This window comes from Amycolatopsis sp. WAC 01375 (assembly GCF_003947325.1).
Classification (GTDB): Bacteria; Actinomycetota; Actinomycetes; order Mycobacteriales; family Pseudonocardiaceae; genus Amycolatopsis.
The window spans coordinates 295144-310761 of sequence record NZ_QHHW01000054.1 but is presented as its reverse complement, the minus strand read 5'-3'; the positions used below and the strand labels follow the sequence as shown (position 1 = coordinate 310761).

At 69.5% G+C, this 15618-nt stretch carries 15 protein-coding genes; 6 read left to right on the top strand and 9 right to left on the bottom strand.

Annotation, left to right across the window (positions count from 1 at the left end; genetic code table 11):
* The first annotated feature begins 35 nt into the window (after positions 1–35).
* On the top strand, positions 36–1931 hold the full coding sequence (locus DL991_RS36490; protein WP_125788867.1) for an N-acetylmuramoyl-L-alanine amidase: 1896 nt from the start codon (positions 36–38) through the stop codon (positions 1929–1931).
* 51 nt (positions 1932–1982) lie between these two features.
* Here DL991_RS36490 and DL991_RS36485 read toward each other — a convergent pair whose 3' ends face one another.
* Both DL991_RS36485 and xrtP read right to left on the bottom strand, forming a co-directional pair.
* Positions 1983–3371 carry a glycosyltransferase gene (locus tag DL991_RS36485; protein ID WP_125788866.1) on the bottom strand — a complete coding sequence of 463 codons (1389 nt, stop codon included), beginning with the start codon at positions 3369–3371 and terminating at the stop codon, positions 1983–1985.
* The gene (gene xrtP / locus DL991_RS36480) at positions 3371–3874 is read right to left on the bottom strand and encodes an exosortase P (RefSeq protein WP_125788865.1); all 504 of its coding nucleotides are present in this window, start codon (positions 3872–3874) and stop codon (positions 3371–3373) included. Before xrtP ends, DL991_RS36485 begins: the two co-directional genes overlap by 1 nt.
* A gap of 427 nt (positions 3875–4301) precedes the next feature.
* Between xrtP and DL991_RS36475 the strand changes: the two genes are divergently transcribed.
* The 3 genes from DL991_RS36475 to wecB all read left to right on the top strand — a co-directional run bounded on the left by DL991_RS36475 (position 4302) and on the right by wecB (position 6535).
* Complete coding sequence (locus tag DL991_RS36475; protein WP_125788864.1) at positions 4302–5078, top strand: choice-of-anchor P family protein; 777 nt, start codon at positions 4302–4304, stop codon at positions 5076–5078.
* Between the two features lie 21 nt (positions 5079–5099).
* Positions 5100–5279, top strand: a complete 180-nt coding sequence (locus DL991_RS36470) for an LPXTG cell wall anchor domain-containing protein (RefSeq protein WP_007031099.1) — start codon at positions 5100–5102, stop codon at positions 5277–5279.
* Positions 5280–5383: 104 nt separating this feature from the next.
* Positions 5384–6535 carry a non-hydrolyzing UDP-N-acetylglucosamine 2-epimerase gene (wecB, locus tag DL991_RS36465; protein ID WP_125789072.1) on the top strand — a complete coding sequence of 384 codons (1152 nt, stop codon included), beginning with the start codon at positions 5384–5386 and terminating at the stop codon, positions 6533–6535.
* Here the strand turns inward: wecB and tsaD are convergent.
* Genes tsaD through tsaB form a run of 3 tightly spaced genes read right to left on the bottom strand, consistent with a single transcriptional unit; the run spans position 6532 to position 8707 of the window.
* The gene (gene tsaD, locus DL991_RS36460) at positions 6532–7578 is read right to left on the bottom strand and encodes a tRNA (adenosine(37)-N6)-threonylcarbamoyltransferase complex transferase subunit TsaD (protein ID WP_125788863.1); all 1047 of its coding nucleotides are present in this window, start codon (positions 7576–7578) and stop codon (positions 6532–6534) included. The genes wecB and tsaD overlap by 4 nt on opposite strands.
* Positions 7578–8057, bottom strand: coding sequence for a ribosomal protein S18-alanine N-acetyltransferase (rimI, locus tag DL991_RS36455; protein WP_125788862.1), 480 nt, complete (start codon positions 8055–8057; stop codon positions 7578–7580). Before rimI ends, tsaD begins: the two co-directional genes overlap by 1 nt.
* Entirely contained in the window at positions 8054–8707 is a 654-nt protein-coding gene (tsaB, locus tag DL991_RS36450; RefSeq protein WP_125788861.1) for a tRNA (adenosine(37)-N6)-threonylcarbamoyltransferase complex dimerization subunit type 1 TsaB, read from the bottom strand. The genes rimI and tsaB overlap by 4 nt, the downstream gene beginning before the upstream one ends.
* A 264-nt stretch (positions 8708–8971) precedes the next feature.
* Here tsaB and DL991_RS36445 point away from each other — a divergent pair, with 264 nt between their 5' ends.
* Complete coding sequence (locus DL991_RS36445) at positions 8972–10393, top strand: acyl-CoA synthetase (protein ID WP_125788860.1); 1422 nt, start codon at positions 8972–8974, stop codon at positions 10391–10393.
* Positions 10390–11718 (top strand): carboxyl transferase domain-containing protein, encoded by a 1329-nt coding sequence (locus tag DL991_RS36440; protein WP_125788859.1) that lies wholly within the window; start codon positions 10390–10392, stop codon positions 11716–11718. Before DL991_RS36445 ends, DL991_RS36440 begins: the two co-directional genes overlap by 4 nt.
* 79 nt (positions 11719–11797) lie before the next feature.
* On the opposite strand, the gene tsaE is transcribed toward DL991_RS36440, so the two are convergent.
* The 4 genes from tsaE to DL991_RS36420 are packed head-to-tail and all read right to left on the bottom strand — an operon-like array spanning position 11798 to position 15615.
* Positions 11798–12262: a tRNA (adenosine(37)-N6)-threonylcarbamoyltransferase complex ATPase subunit type 1 TsaE gene (gene tsaE / locus DL991_RS36435; RefSeq protein WP_199746246.1), complete on the bottom strand. Its 465-nt coding sequence runs from the start codon at positions 12260–12262 to the stop codon at positions 11798–11800.
* Complete coding sequence (locus DL991_RS36430) at positions 12262–13359, bottom strand: alpha/beta fold hydrolase (RefSeq protein WP_199746245.1); 1098 nt, start codon at positions 13357–13359, stop codon at positions 12262–12264. The genes tsaE and DL991_RS36430 overlap by 1 nt, the downstream gene beginning before the upstream one ends.
* A complete protein-coding gene (gene alr, locus DL991_RS36425; protein ID WP_125788857.1) occupies positions 13356–14495 on the bottom strand; it encodes an alanine racemase in 1140 nt (379 codons plus the stop codon). The genes DL991_RS36430 and alr overlap by 4 nt, the downstream gene beginning before the upstream one ends.
* 28 nt (positions 14496–14523) lie before the next feature.
* Positions 14524–15615 (bottom strand): ABC transporter ATP-binding protein, encoded by a 1092-nt coding sequence (locus DL991_RS36420; protein ID WP_125788856.1) that lies wholly within the window; start codon positions 15613–15615, stop codon positions 14524–14526.
* Positions 15616–15618: the final 3 nt, after the last annotated feature.

Here is a 15618-nt window from a genome sequence, read left to right as displayed (position 1 = left end):
TGTTCAGCAGACCTAGTCACTGGGGGTTTACGCCCATGCCGCGTCCCTTCCGTCCTATCGCCCTCGAACCGCTCCGGCGCCGGTCCAAACGGACCGCCGGACTCGCGGTCCTCGCTCTCGCCGCCGGCCTTCTCGCCGCCGTCCCCGCCGAAGCCGCCCCTGCGGATCAGCAGCGTCAGCGGGACTTCGCGGCCGCCGCGCAGGAGTTCGGCGTTCCGGAGAACGTCCTTCTCGGCGTGTCGTTCCTGGAGTCGCGCTGGGATTTCAACGCCGGCACTCCGAGCACGTCCGCCGGTTACGGCCCGATGCACCTGACCGACCTGCGCGAAGCGGGCACGGGCACGCATCACGACGAGGGTGAGGAGGATCCGCGCGGAGACGACGCCCGCCGCGCGAAACTCCCGGTGACACCTGCGCCGAAGCCTCCCCCACCGGGCCTCCAGACCATCGACGAAGCGGCCTCGCTGATCGGGCAGGACGTCGCGACGCTGCGCACGAACACCACCCAGAACATCCGCGGTGGCGCCGCTCTGCTGGCGAAGTACCAGCACGAAACCGGCGACTGGAAGGCAGCCGTCGCGCGCTACAGCGGCGCGAAGGACGCGGCGGGAGCGCAGTCCTTCGCCGACGAAGTCTTCGACACCATCTCCAAGGGCGTCAGCCGGACGACCGACGACGGTCAGAACGTCACCCTCGCCGCGACACCGACGAGCCCCGTGCGCACCCAGGCCGGCAACCCGAAGACGGAGTGCCCGAAGACGGTCTCGTGCCTTTCGGTGCCGGCGCCGTACCAGGAGTTGCCGGACAACGACTACGGCAACCACGACAAGGCGGACCGGCCGAAGAGCCAGAAGGTCGAATACATCATCATCCACGACACCGAGGGCTACTGGGACACGGCGATGGACCTTGTCACCGACCCGACGTACGTGAGCTGGCACTACACGATCCGCTCGTCCGACGGCCAGATCGCGCAGCACGTGCCGACCAAGGACGTCGCCTGGCACGCCGGCAACTGGTACGTGAACGCGAAGTCCGTCGGCATCGAGCACGAGGGCTTCGCCGCGAAGGGCACTTGGTACACGGAGGCGATGTACCGCACCTCCGCGAAGCTCGTCGGCTACCTCGCGCGGAAGTACGACATCCCGCTCGACCGCGCGCACATCCTCGGCCACGACAACGTCCCGGGCACGATCCCCTCGACCATCAAGGGCATGCACTGGGATCCGGGCCCGTACTGGGACTGGGCGCACTACTTCGACCTGATGGGCGCGCCGCTGTCCGGTTTCGGCCGTCCCGGTTCGCCACTGGTGACCATCACGCCGGACTTCGCCACGAACCAGCCCGCCTTCACGGGCTGTGAGACCGCCGGAAAGCCTTGCCCGGCAAGGGGTTCCGGTTCGGTCGTGCTGCGTAGCGAGCCGACCGACTCGGCGCCGCTGCTCAAGGACATCGGCCTGCGCCCGGACGGTTCGGCGAGCACGATGGCCGTCTCCGACATCGGCAGCCGGGCGGAGACCGGCCAGCGGTACGTGGTCGCGGAGCGGCGTGACGGCTGGACGGCGATCTGGTACCTCGGCCAGAAGGGCTGGTTCCGCGACCAGCGCACGACGAGCCCGGCGTTCGGCCTGGTCGTCATGCCGAAGCCCGGACTGGCGACCGTGCCGGTCTTCGGGCGCGCGTATCCGGAGGCGGAGGCGTACCCGGCGAACGTGCCGGTGCAGCAGGTCGTCCCGCTGCCGTACACGTTCTCGGCCGGGCAGCGGTACTCGCTCGGGAACATGCTCGGCTCCGAGTACTACTCGGCGACGACGTTCGACCCGGCGAACCACGTGGTCGTCAAGGGCAAGACCAGGTACGTCCAGATCCAGTTCGGACACCGGATCGCCTTCGTGAAGGCGGACGACGTCCGCATCCTCCCCGCCGCCTGACCCTCGCGCGGATCGCGTTTAGCCCGCTGAACGCGATCCGCGCGGAGCGGGTCAGGAGTCCAGCGCGACCTTGACCCCGGGGGCGTGCTCGGTGTTCCGCCGCGTCTTCGACCAGCCGTTGCGGCCGCGCACCAGCCGGAACAGCGCCCGCCACGACGTGATGTAGAACGTGTAGATGTACAGCGCGTAGGCGAAGCCCATCCCGAGCCCGCGCAGGAGATTGCGGCTCTTCAGGCATTTGAACTCGTAGATCGGGCCCCACACGATGAAGGGCAGCAGCCCGAACGAGCCGTAGATGGCGAACAGGATCCACGCGCCGTCGTCGGCGAACCACGTCCACATCCGCGCCGGATCCCCCGCCGTGGTGAACAGCAGCAGGATGAACGGGATCGGGTACAGCAGCGAGCCGAGCAGCTGCATCCACGGCTGCGCGAGGTAGTACATCATCTCCGCCGCGCCCAGCGTGCTCACATGCGGCGAATCCCAGATCCGCCGGAGATACCGCGAGCACTGCATCGTGCCCTGGCCCCAGCGGGTGCGCTGCACCAGGAATCGCCGCAGGCTGTACAGGCCTTCCTGCTGCACATGGGAGTCCGGCGTGTACCCGGTCCGCCAGCCCGCGGTCAGCAGGTGCACGCCGAGTTCGAAGTCCTCCAGCAGCGAACCGCGCCACGGCTGCCCGTCCTCGCCCGCGATCGAGTCCAATGCGGACAGTCGCGTGAACTGGCCGTTGCCGCCCATGGAGATCGTGCCGGTGAACCCGCGCGAGGTCTGGATCGCCGCGATGGCCGTACGGAACTCGAGATCCTGCATCTGGGCGAGCTTCAGCCCGAAGGCGCGCGAGAACCAGTTCTTCCCCGGCGGGCGGGTGCCGGCGTTGCCCATCCGGACGTCGAGTTGCACCGCGCCGATCGTCTCGTCGCCGAAGAGATGGTCCGCGGCGCACACTTCGAGGCAGTTCTCCGCCGGACGGCCGTCGGCGTCGACGACCACGACGACGACGTCGTCACGGCTCGCGTCCGGGCCCATCCAGTCGTTGAGCGCCTGGTAGGCGGCGTTGAGCGCGTCTCCCTTGCCCGTCCTCGCCTCCGGACGGCGCCGGGGAACGAGGTGCAGGTACGGGTCGTAGCCACCGTTGCGCCGCCAGATCGACTTGACCACGCGGGCCGTGCGGTCCTCGGAGTCGTCGTCCACGACCCAGACGTGCGCGTGCCGGAACGTCGAACGCAGGTACCGCACCGTTTCGCGGATGACGGTCTGTTCGTCCCGGCACGGGACGAAGAAGTGCCAGGTGAAGTCGGCGGCGTCACCGACGGGCGCGGGTTTGCGCCGCAGGTACGGCACGACGATCACGACCACGTACACGATGAACGCGACGCTCATGGTGAGCGCGAAAGCCTGCGTGATCGCGAGCAGGATCTTGATCGAGCCGCCGCCCATCAGGCGGTCCCGCGCTCGGCCCGCGGCTTGCGGGTGCTCAGCCAGACGAACAGCACGAGGGCGACCGCGCCGCCGATGACGCTGACCATCGAGCCGAGCAGAGTGTGCCCCCAGTAATAACCTTCGTCGATTCCCATCATGTTCACGAGCCCCACGATCGCCAAAACCCTCATCTGATTGACAAGAATGACGACGATCGCGGAAATCGCCAACGAAGAGAACAGCCTCTTCGCATTTTTGGGACGGAAATACAACATGACGGCGGTCACCAGCAACAGGGGTAGCAACATGAATGCCGAAGAGCATTCCGGCGTCATTCTTAACCCGAGTGGAGTATCGCCGGACAACCCAAAGTAGACCGTTTCGCGTTCACCGGCGACAAAGACACCCGAAGTGGTGATAACCCTCAGTATCAGCCCGGAAAGCTGCACTTCGAACACCCGGTACAGACGTTCGGCCAGCACCAGGCCGACCGCGACAGCGATCACCGCCAGCACCGCCATACGCAGCGGAAACCGGCTGGAACTCGGTAAAGGAGTGCTCGCAACGGCCACGGTGACCCTCTCAGGAAAGGCGCAGCAGACGACGGGATTCGGCGAAGCGGACAGAGACCTCGCCGACGAGAGTAAGACAGCGAGAACCGGCCCTTCCGACCGGGGTTCACGTTTCGAACGTGATCAAGAGCCCTTTCGGCACGATCGTGGAGAAACTGACTAGGCCGAAAGGGTGACACCTTCGGCGACCTGCGATAAATGACCGCAAGACCACCTGATCCGGTGATCCTCGCAGTTTTCCGTTCAATTTGGGAAACACTCGGCGATAGACGATCCGCGAGCCGAGTCAGGCCAGTTGAGGATTCGTCCGCGACGGTTGTGCCCGAGTGCCGACCGCAGTTGAGAGAAACCCCCACGAATCAATTCGGAGGACCAGTTGAAGAACACGCACCTCTTGCGACGAGGCGGATTGCTCGCCGCTGTGGTGGCGAGCGTGGCTCTCGCCGGTGCGGCGCCCGCCTCGGCGGCCCCCGGTGACGGCTCCGCGTATGGCGTCAAGGTCGATGTGAAGCTCCTCGGCCTCGACGCGGTGAAGGCCGGGCCGCTCGCCGAGGCGAAGACCTCCGGGCCGACCGCCAACAGCCTCGCGAAGGTCGACCTCACCGGTGTACTCACCGCGGGCGCCATCAACACCGAAGCCAGACGTGACGACAACTCCGGTGCGGTGACGGCCAAGGCGAGCACCGCCGATGTCGGCCTGCCGCTGCTCAAGGGCGCGCTCGGCAATGTCGGCATCAAGGTCGTCGAGGCCACCTGCACCGCGACCCAGAAGGGTGTGCAGGGCGCGACGAACCTCGTCGGCGCGAACCTCGGCAGCGCGGGGACCGTCGACTCGACGCCCGCGCCGAACACGCAGATCAAGGTCGGTCTCGGCACCGTCAACGTCGCGACGATCATCCTGAACGAGCAGATCAAGAACAGCGACGGCAGCCTCACGGTCAACGCCGTCCACGTGAAGCTGCTCGGCGATGCCCTCACCCCGCTCGGTTCCGGCGACGTGATCGTCTCGTCGGCCACCTGCGGTCCGGCGGGCCTGCCCGTGCCGCTCGCTTCGGGCGCGGGGCTGTGGATCGGTCTCGGCCTGCTCGGTGCCGTCGCCGTCCCGGTCGGTATCCGCGTCGTTCGCAACCGGCGTCCGGCGACCACCGCCTGACCAGGGTGAAGTGAGGTCGAAATGTACAAGTTGCCTGGCGCCGGAGTCGGCGTCGCCGGTGGCGGGGTGGGTGCCCTCGCCGCCACCGGGGCCGATGTCGGCTGGTGGCTGGCCGTCGGGGTGATCCTGCTGGTTCTCGGAACCATCGCGGTCATCGCCGGCTACCGCCGCACGAAACGGCTCGGCGAAATGGGGAGCTGACGCTTCCCGGACGGACCGGCCGCCGGCGTGTGCCCCTCGTGCGCCGGCGGCCGCCACCCGCGTTTTGCGGGACAATCGAACTCGTGGATGAGGAGCGCGAACGCGTGGATGTGATGTTGCTGGCCGGGACGCGCCCGGAGGCGGTCAAGCTCGCGCCGCTGGCACTGGCTTTGGCGGAGCACCCGCGGCTACGGCCCTTCGTCGTCCACAGTGGACAGCATCAGGGCATGGTCGAACAGGCGCTGATCCCGTTCGGTCTGCCTGTCGACGCCTGGCTCGACATCCCGCCGCGCGCCACCGGAAGCCAGGCGGAACTCGTTTCCGGGGTGCTTCCCGCGCTCGACGAGCTGCTTCGGCGGGTCGCGCCCGTGGCGGTCGTCGTCCAGGGTGACACGACGACGGGACTGGCGGGCGCGCTCGCCGCGTTCTGGCTGGGTATCCCTGTCGTGCATCTGGAAGCGGGGTTGCGCACGCACGACCTCGCCGCGCCGTTCCCCGAAGAGGGGACGCGGCAGATGATCTCGCGCATCGCCGCCCTGCACCTCGCGCCGACGCCGTCTGCCGCGGCCGCGCTGCGCACGGAAGGTGTTCCACGCCAACGGATCGCCGTCACCGGCAACACCGTCGTCGACGCCGTGATCGCGATCGCCGAACGTGATCTCCCGGCGAGGGACACCGCACTCGCGTTGCTGGAGATGGAGATCGCCGAAGCGGGCGAACGCCTCGTCCTCGTGACGTCACACCGGCGCGAGTCCTGGGGCGAGCCGCTGAGCCGCACGCTCGCGGCCATCGAACTGATCGTCGCGGAGCACAGCGACGTCCAGGTGTTGTTCCCCGTGCACCCCAATCCGGACGTGCGGGAGCAGGTCGTGACCGCGCTCGGCGGGACACCGCGGGTGACGATCACCGAGCCGCTCGAATACCCCGATCTCGTGCGCGCGCTGCGGCTCGCCGAGCTCGTCCTGACCGATTCCGGTGGTATCCAAGAGGAAGCACCGACCTTCGGCACGCCCGTCCTCGTGCTCCGAGACGTCACCGAAAGGCGCGAAGCCATCGAGGCGGGCTGCGCCTGGCTGGTCGGGACGGACACCGGCCTCATCGCCGACACCGCGGCGAAGATCCTGCGCGGCGATCTCCACCCGACGCACGCCGGAAACCCTTACGGGGATGGCAATGCCGCCGCGTTGTCGGTGGCGGCGCTGGAGGAGCTGCTCAACCTCGCCCCGGCGCCGCGCACCGCCGCCGAATCGCGCTAGATCGAGACGATCTGGACCGGCAGCGCCGGATTGGCGGAGAAATCGAGCGACGCCCGCGGCCGTCCGGCGGCGACCACGTGGGCACCGAGCGCGGCGATCATCGCGCCGTTGTCCGTGCACAGCCGCGGTCGCGGGACGCGCAGGGTGATCCCGGCCTCGGCGCAGCGCTCGGCGGCGAGTTCGGACAGCCGTGAATTCGCCGCCACACCACCGGAAATGACCAGCGTGTCCACTCCGTGTTCTTTGGCCGCGCGGATCGCCTTCATGGTCAGGACGTCGGCGACGGCTTCCTGGAACGACGCGGCGACGTCGTCGACGGGGATCTCCTCGCCGCGGCGTTCGGCACCTTCGACCCAGCGCGCGACCGCGGTTTTCAAGCCGGAGAAGGAGAAATCGAATTTCGCGTCACGCGGACCGGTCATCCCGCGGGGGAACGCGATGGCCGCGCCGTCACCGTTCTTGGCGGCCTTGTCGATGGGCGGGCCGCCTGGGTACGGCAGGCCGAGGACGCGGGCGACCTTGTCATAGGCCTCGCCCGCCGCGTCGTCCACAGTGGACCCGAGTTCGGTGATCTCGGACGCGATGTCGTCCACCAGAAGCAATTGCGTATGGCCGCCCGAAACGAGCAGGGCGAGGCAGCGGTCGGGCAGCGGCCCGTGCTGGAGCGTGTCGACGGCGATGTGCCCGGCCAGATGATTGACACCGTAGAGCGGGATGTCGAGCGCGGCGGCGTACGCCTTGGCCGCGGCGACGCCGACCAGGAGCGCGCCGGCGAGTCCTGGTCCGGCGGTGACCGCGATGGCGTCCACATCGGACAGTTTCAGCCCGGCCTTGTCGAACGCGCGCTCGACCGTCGGGACCATCGCCTCCAGGTGCGCGCGGCTGGCCACCTCGGGCACGACGCCGCCGAAACGGGCGTGCTGGTCGACGCTGGAGGCGACCTCGTCGGCGAGGAGTTCGACCGTGTCGTCGTCGTGCAGGCGGACGAGGCCGACACCGGTCTCGTCGCACGAACTCTCGATGCCCATGATGATGCGCGGCATCAGCCCGCCACCTCGTCTCGGACCTGGGCCCGCGGGCGGGCCATCGTGTAGGCGTCGGCGCCGGAAGGCTGGTAGTAGCGCTTCCGGAGGCCGATACGTTCGAAACCGTGCCGCTCGTAGAGCGTGATCGCCGCTTCGTTGTCGGTGCGGACCTCGAGGAACACCGGTGCGGCGAGTTCGTCCGCGCGGTCGAGGAGCGCCTTCAGCAGCGTGGTGCCGATGCCCTTGCGCTGGTGATCTGGGTCGACACCGATCGTGTGGATGCTCGTCTCGTAATCGCCGCGACGGCCGACGACGGCGAGCCCGGCGTAACCGATGACCTCGTCGCTTTCATCCGGACGGGCGACGAGATAGTGGCCGCCGGCGTCCAGTTCGGCGTGGAAGGCGTAGGCGGTCCACGGCGAATCGCCGGGGAAGAGGATCTTCTCTATCTCGACACAGCGGGAGATATCCTTGCGGCGTAAGGGTTCCAGCCTCACGGCGTGGTCACCTTCTTGCGCGCGGCCGGTTCGACGGCGTCCGGGCGGCGGAGGTAGAGCGGGGTGAGCGGGGCGGGCTCGTGGTCGAAGTCGGCCGCCTTGACCAGCCCGATGGGTGACGGGAAGCGCGGCTCGATCGGCTGGACGCCCAGGGCATCCGCGTAAAGAAGGGCGCCGTCCCCCGCCGCGACCTTGATGGTGGTCTCGAGCTCGGCTGGGCGCTGAACGTGCGGCCCGTCGGTGCGAGAGCCGTCAGCCGCGTACGCAGCCCAGTAGACCTCGCGGCGCCTCGCGTCGGTGAGGACGAGGAAGGGCGCTTCGCCGGGAGCGACGTCGGCGGCGATCGCGTCGAGACTGCAAACCGGGTGGGCGGGGATGCCGAGGGCGTGGGCGAGCGACGCGGCAGTGGCCATTCCGGCACGAAGGCCGGTGAAGGGACCTGGGCCGACGCCGCAGACGATGGCGTCGAGGTCGCGAAGCGTGACGCCCGCGGCCTTGACGGCTTCGAGGGCGTGGGGCGTGATCAGCTCGCCGTGCGCGCGCGGGTCGACCGTGACGCGGTCGCCGCGCGACTCGAGGGCGTCGCCGTCCAGGGCGACGAGGCCCGCGGTGACCGCCGGGGTCGAGGTGTCGATGGCCAGTACCAGCACGGTTACCCAGCCTACGACCAGCGCCCCGGATCGCGTTTAGCGGGCTAAAGGCGATCCGGCACCGGGGCCGCTCCCCTGCCGCCGGATCGCGTTTAGCCCGCGAAAGTCGCTCCCGCCCTCCGGACCGCCAGAGCGCGATTAGCCCGCTAAAGGCGCTCCGGCGGCAGGGTGTGAAGCAGGTCGCAGGGGTGCGGGTGGGCAGCGCGGTACGGTCCTGCGAGGGCCACGTGCCCCGGCCGGCGAAGTCGAGCAGGAGGTCACACGGTGCCCGATCGGTTGTTCCCCACGCTGGCGAGCGGCTCCGGCAAGGAGGCGCTCCGCTTCGGCGACACCTCCCTGACGTACACCGATCTGGCGGCCGTCGCCGGCACGCTCGCGCGCGACTTGCCGAGCGGCCGCGTCGCCATCTGGGCGACACCGACGGTGCACACCAGCATCGCCGTGGTCGCCGCATTGCTCGCCGGCGTCCCCGCCATCCCGCTCAACCCGAAGATCGGCGAGCGCGAACTCGCCCACATCCTCGCCGACGGTGAGCCCGTCCTCGTACTCGCCGAATCGGGCGCCGACCTGCCCCCCGGCCTCGACGGCCTGCCGCGCCGCGACATCCCCCTCGAAGGCGCACCTGTCGATCTCCCCGCGGAACCGGACGAAGAAGCCCCGGCGCTCATCGTCTACACCTCGGGCACCACCGGCCCGCCCAAGGGCGTCGTCCTCCCCCGCCGCGCGATCTCGACCACCCTCGACGCGCTCGAGGACGCCTGGGCGTGGACCGCCGAAGACGTCCTGGTCCACGGCCTTCCGTTGTTCCACGTACACGGCCTGATCCTCGGCATACTCGGACCGTTACGACGCGGTGGCTCGGTCCGGCATCTCGGCCGGTTCTCCACCGAAGGCGTCGCACGCGAACTCGCCACCGGGGCGACGATGATGTTCGGCGTCCCGACCATGTATCACCGCATCGCGGGCGAAGTCGGCGATGACCCGTCGCTCGCCGAGGCGCTGAGCAGCGCCCGGCTGCTCGTCTCCGGATCGGCCGCGCTGCCCGTCCACGACCACCAGCGCATCACCGCGGCGACCGGACAGCGGGTGATCGAGCGCTACGGGATGACCGAGACCCTCATGAACACCAGCATCCGCGCCGACGGCGAGCACGTCCCCGGCACTGTCGGCGTCCCGCTGCGCGGCGTCGAGCTGCGGCTCGTCGACGAGGCGGGAAAGCCCGTCGAAGAGATCGAGACCGTCGGCGAGATCCAGGTCCGCGGGCCGAACCTGTTCACCGAGTACCTCAACCGCCCCGACGCGACCGGAGCCGCCTTCGACGACGGCTGGTTCCGGACTGGCGACGTGGCGACCCGCGACGCGGCCGGATACGTGAAGATCGTCGGCCGGAAGGCGACGGATCTGATCAAGAGCGGCGGCTACAAGATCGGCGCGGGTGAGATCGAGAACGCGCTCATGGAGCACCCCGGTGTCGCGGAGGTCGCGGTGACCGGCGAGCCCGACGACGACCTCGGCGAGCGCATCGTGGCCTGGGTGGTGCCGGACGGTGAGCGCCCGACCGAGTCGGAACTCGCCGACCATGTCTCGCGCCTGTTGTCGCCGCACAAACGACCTCGGGTCGTCCGCTATCTGGAAGCGTTGCCGCGCAACGACATGGGCAAGGTCATGAAGCGGGCGCTCGGATGAACAGGCCGTCGGCGCGGTCCGTCGTCAAGGAGATCGCGACCGGTTTCGAGGATCTGGACGTTCCTCGTTCCGATGAGCCGGACGACGGGCCGATCGGCTGGCCGGGGTACCGCTCGGCACGCGAGGCCGCCGAGGAGCGGACCGGCGAGGACGAGTCCGTGCTCTGCGGGACCGCCGAGATCGGCGACGTCGAGGCGGTCGTGATCGCCTTCGAGTTCGGCTTCCTGGGTGGGTCGATCGGCCAGCGGACCGGCGATCGCGTCGAGGCGGCGTTCGCGCGGGCCGTGGCGTCGCGGTTGCCGGTGGTGTCGCTGATCGCGACCGGCGGAAGCCGCATGCAGCAAGGCATGCGCGCGCTCACGCAGTTGCAGCGCATAGCGCGGGCGGCGGCGGGCGCCCGGTCGGTGCCGCAGATCTCGGTGCTGCGTGATCCGACCACCGGCGGCGGCTGGGCGACACTCGGTGCGAGCGCCGATGTCGTTCTCGCGCTGCCTGAGGCCCAGGTCGGTTTCGCGGGCTCTCGAGTGCGGCCTACCGGCGCGCCCGCTGAGGCGTACACGGCCGAAGCGAAGCTCGCGTGGGGCCAGGTCGACCGGATCGTGGCCACCGCCGACCTTCCCGCGGTGCTTGAACGGTGGCTGCGCTTGCTGACATCGCCGACGACGGAAGCCGCCGAGCCGCCCGGCGCACTCGGAACGACGGACTTGCCCGACAGCGGCTGGGCCGCGGTCCAGGCGGCGCGCTCCGCTGAGCGACCGAGGGCCGCGGAGTACCTCGACACGTACTTCGACTGGCGTGAGGACGTCTCGGGCGACAGGTGCGGCGGAGTCGACTCCGGCGTCCTGTGCGGCTTCGGCTGGCGAGGCGGCCGCGTGATCGCGTACGCGGCGCAGTGCGGGACGCCGACGCTGCCCGCGGGCTTCCGGACGGCGGCGCGTCTGGTGCGGCTCGCGTCGCGACTCGGGATCCCGGTCCTCACCCTCGTCGACACCCCGGGCGCGGCGAACGACGAGGCTGCCGAGCAGGCCGGGGCAGGCGCGGCGATCGCGGAGTTGTTCGAGGCGGTCGCGAGCGCGGCCGTGCCGATCACGACGCTGGTGATCGGGGAAGGCGGCTCCGGTGGCGCGCTCGCGTTCGCGGCGCCGGGGTCGACCTGGGTGACGCCCGACGCGTACTTCTCGGTCACCTCTCCGGAAGCGGCCGCGGCGATCCTCAAGCTGCCCGCGGATGAAGTCCCCGCTCTCGCGGACCGCCTGCGGTTACGCCCCCAGGACCTGGTCGACCTGGGAATCGCTCGCGCCGTGGTCGGCCCAAATCGCGATTAGGGGGCTAAACGCAGGTCGGCCCGCAGATCGCGTTTAGCCCGCTAAAGTCGCTCCGGCGGTCCCGGGGCTCAGATCGCGTTTAGCCCGCTAAACGCAAGTCGGGCGTGCGGGACGTCCAGGTGCCGTGCGGCTCCAGGGTGACCATGCGGACGTCGTCTTCACGACGCTCCAGCCGCACGACGAGGTAGTCATCCGAGAGGCGCTCGGCGGCCCCCTCGCCCCATTCGACGACGAGGGCGGACCGCTCCAGTTCGGTATCGAGGTCCAGGTCGTCCAGCTGCGAGAGATCCCCACCGAGCCGGTACGCGTCGACGTGCACCAGCGCGATCCCCGCCTCGCCCGCCGGATGCACCCTGGCGAGCACGAACGTCGGCGAGCTGACCCGCCCGCCGACCCCGAGACCGTCCGCGATCCCGCGAGTCAGCGTCGTCTTGCCCGCCCCGAGCGGCCCGGCGAGCAGCACCAGATCGCCCGCGCGCAGCGAACGTCCGAGCTCACGACCGAAATCCATCGTCGATTCGGGAGTCGGGAAAGCGAAGTTCATCAGCGTTGCCACCACCAGGTCCGCCGTTCGGAAGTCTCACCATCGGTGCCCGTGCACCGTTGCATCAGGTCGATCAGGTGGCTGTTCACCAGTTCGGGTTGTTCCAGCTGCACCATGTGTCCGGCGCCGCGGACGCGCACCAGCTCCGCGTCCGGCAGCTCCGCCGCGATCCGCTCGGCGTGCGCGATGGGCGTGAACCGGTCGGAATCCCCGCCGACGACCAGCACGTGCGCGTGCTTCAGCCCGGCGAGCGCGGCGTACCGGTTGTGACTGCCGAGCGTGTCGACGAAGTTCACGAGCCCGCGTACCGGCGTCACTTCGAGCATTTCCAGCATGAAGTCGACAAGTCGCGGAGACACGTCACGACTGCCGAAAGCCAGCCTCCGCACGGCTTGCCGGGTCAGCTGCCCGCCTGCCGCGCGCACGAACTCGACGAGTCCCGGCTGCCAGCCGGCCAGTCCGCCGACACCGCGCGTGAGGGGGTTGTACTTCGAGAGCAGTGATCTCGGCAGGCCCCGAGCGCCGACTTCGCCCGCTGCGGTCGCGATGAACGCGACACCGCAGACGCGGTCGTCGAACAGCTCTGGATGCTCCGCCGCGAGCTCCATGATCACCATGCCGCCCATCGAGTGCCCCATGAGCACGATGGGTCCCTCCGGCACCACCGAGCGCAGGACCATGTCGAGGTCGCGCGCCAACTGTTCGATGGTGCTGGTTTCGGCGGTCGCGGCGCCGGATTGCCCGTGCCCGCGATGGTCGAAGTAGACCTGACGCACCCGCGGCAGCTTCAGCGACGCGAGGTCTCGCCGCTGGAAGTGCCAGCAGCGCTTCGACAACGCGAAACCGTGCACGCCGACGACGGTCAGCTCCGGTTCTCCCCCATCGGCCGGATCGATCTCCTCTACCGCGAGCGGCGTGCCGTCCTCCGCCGCCACTGTCGAGGTCCGGTCCGGTTCAAGATCCCCCAACGGCTCGTCCACGAACGGATCCTCACTCTGCCGCCGCTGCTGTGCGGCGACGGCGATCGCGGCGGCGGTGCCGGTGGCGACCGCACCGACGCCGCCGACGATGGCCAGCAGTCTTCGTGAAGGTGTCACGAGCCTGCCTCCAGATACGTCCGGTGGATTCGCGGGCGGTACATCGAAGTGACGATCTCGTAGTCGATCGTTCCCAGCTTGTCGGCCCATTCCCTGGCCGTGGGCTCGCCGGACGTGCCCTGACCGAAGAGGATCACTTCGCTGCCGACGGCCGGTTCGTCGTCTCCGCAGTCGACGATCAGCTGGTCCATGCAGACGCGGCCGACGACCGGCCGTCGCTTCCCCGCGAGCAGGACGTCCATCCGCCCGGACAGCGACCGCGGCACACCGTCGGCGTATCCGACCGGGACCAGCGCGAGGGTGGTGTCGCGTTCGGCCGTCCAGCTGTGGCCGTACGAGACCGATTCGCCGGCCGGGATCCGCTTCGTGAGCACGACGGACGATTTGAAGGTCATCGCCGGACGCAGATCGTCGGCGGTGGGCACCGGGTTCAGCCCGTAGATCGCGATCCCGGGGCGGACGAGGTCGAAATGGAGGTCGGCTCTGGTCAGCACGGCGGCGGAGTTCGCGATGTGCCGCATCGGGGTGAGGCCGGCCGCACGGGCGATGTCGTAGGCCTCATCGAACCGCTTCGCCTGCGCGTCGATGGAGGGATGGCCGGGCTCGTCGGCGCAGGCGAGGTGCGACCAGATGGCGACGACCTCGATGAGCGGCTTCGCGGCCGCGGCGGCCTGGACCAACGCCGGCCATTCCGCAGGTGGGCAGCCATTTCGGGACAGCCCGGTGTCGATCTTGAGGTGCACCCGCGCGATCGCGTTTAGCCCGCTAAAGTCGCTCGCCCGGCGCGCGCCGTCGGCCACGCGGGCGAGCTCGTCGAGGGAGCTCACGGCGACGTCGATGTCTTCGGCGACCGCGGGTGCGAAGTCGGCTTCGGGAGTGTCGAGCCAGCTGAAGAGCCGGACCCCGATCCCCGCCCGGCGCAGCGCGAGCGCCTCGCCGAGGGAGCAGGTGCCCAGCCAGGTGGCCCCGCCCTCGATGGCGGCACGGGCGACCTCGAGGGCTCCGTGCCCGTAGCCATCGGCCTTGACGATGGCCATCGTCTGGGCACCGGCGGCACGGGAAGCGAGCAGGACGACGTTGTGCCGGATGGCGGACAGGTCGATGACGACCTCGGCACGCGGGAAACTGGCGGTCATAACGACCACCAGTTTCCCACGAACCGGCTCAGGACAGGCGCGCCCCGTCGGTGGCGGAGAACACGTGCAGCTCGTCGGGACGGATCCGCAGGTGCAGGGTGTCGCCCATGACCGGCGGCTTGCGCGGGTCGACGCGGGTGACGACGTTCGACTTCGAGCCCTCGGCGTCGGTCTCGGCGAGCTTGCCGTAGACGTACGCGTCCGAGCCGAGCTCCTCGACGAGGTCGACCTTGATCGGCAGCGTGCCGTCTTCGCTGGTGGTCACCTCGAGCGACTCCGGGCGGAAGCCGAGGGTGACCGTGTCGCCGTCGGCCTTGGCGAGGATCTCGCGGGGCAGCGGCACGCGCGCGCCACCCAGCTCAGCACCGTCTTCAGTGAGCTTCGCGGTGACGAGGTTCATCGCGGGCGAGCCGATGAATCCGGCGACGAAAGCGTTTGCGGGCCGGTCGTACAGGGCGCGCGGGGTGTCGCACTGCTGCAGGAGACCGTCCGAGAGGACCGCGACCCGGTCGCCCATCGTCATGGCTTCGACCTGATCGTGCGTGACGTACACGGTGGTGACGCCGAGGCGGCGCTGCAGCGCGGCGATCTGCGTACGGGTGGAGACACGCAGCTTCGCGTCGAGGTTCGACAGCGGCTCGTCCATGAGGAAGACCTGCGGCTCACGCACGATGGCGCGGCCCATCGCGACACGCTGGCGCTGACCGCCGGAGAGCGCCTTCGGCTTACGGTCGAGGTAGTCCTCGATGTCGAGCAGCTTGGCCGCGTCGAGCACCTTCTGCTTGATCTCCGAAGCCGGACGTCCAGCGATCTTCAGCGCGAAGCCCATGTTCTGGCCCACGGTCATATGCGGGTACAGCGCGTAGTTCTGGAACACCATCGCGATGTCGCGGGCGCGCGGCGGCAGCTGCGTGACGTCGCGGTCGCCGATCCACACGGCGCCTTCGTCGATGTCCTCGAGGCCGGCGAGCATCCGCAGGCTGGTGGACTTGCCACAGCCGGAGGGCCCGACCAGCACGAGGAACTCGCCGTCGGCGATCTCGAGGTCGAGTGCGTCCACGGCGGGCCGCTCGGAGCCCGCGTAGCGCCGGGTCGCCTTGTCGTAGGTGATCGTGGCCATCGG

Bases quoted from the DNA above. Each gene is read 5' to 3' on its own strand.
- DL991_RS36440 (WP_125788859.1), top strand. From the start codon at position 10,390: ATGAACAGGCCGTCGGCGCGGTCCGTCGTCAAGGAGATCGCGACCGGT.
- tsaE (WP_199746246.1), bottom strand. From the start codon at position 12,262: ATGAACTTCGCTTTCCCGACTCCCGAATCGACGATGGATTTCGGTCGT.
- alr (WP_125788857.1), bottom strand. From the start codon at position 14,495: ATGACCGCCAGTTTCCCGCGTGCCGAGGTCGTCATCGACCTGTCCGCC.
- tsaD (WP_125788863.1), bottom strand. From the start codon at position 7,578: ATGCCGCGCATCATCATGGGCATCGAGAGTTCGTGCGACGAGACCGGT.
- DL991_RS36420 (WP_125788856.1), bottom strand. From the start codon at position 15,615: ATGGCCACGATCACCTACGACAAGGCGACCCGGCGCTACGCGGGCTCC.
- DL991_RS36470 (WP_007031099.1), top strand. From the start codon at position 5,100: ATGTACAAGTTGCCTGGCGCCGGAGTCGGCGTCGCCGGTGGCGGGGTG.
- xrtP (WP_125788865.1), bottom strand. From the start codon at position 3,874: ATGGCGGTGCTGGCGGTGATCGCTGTCGCGGTCGGCCTGGTGCTGGCC.
- DL991_RS36490 (WP_125788867.1), top strand. From the start codon at position 36: ATGCCGCGTCCCTTCCGTCCTATCGCCCTCGAACCGCTCCGGCGCCGG.
- DL991_RS36485 (WP_125788866.1), bottom strand. From the start codon at position 3,371: ATGGGCGGCGGCTCGATCAAGATCCTGCTCGCGATCACGCAGGCTTTC.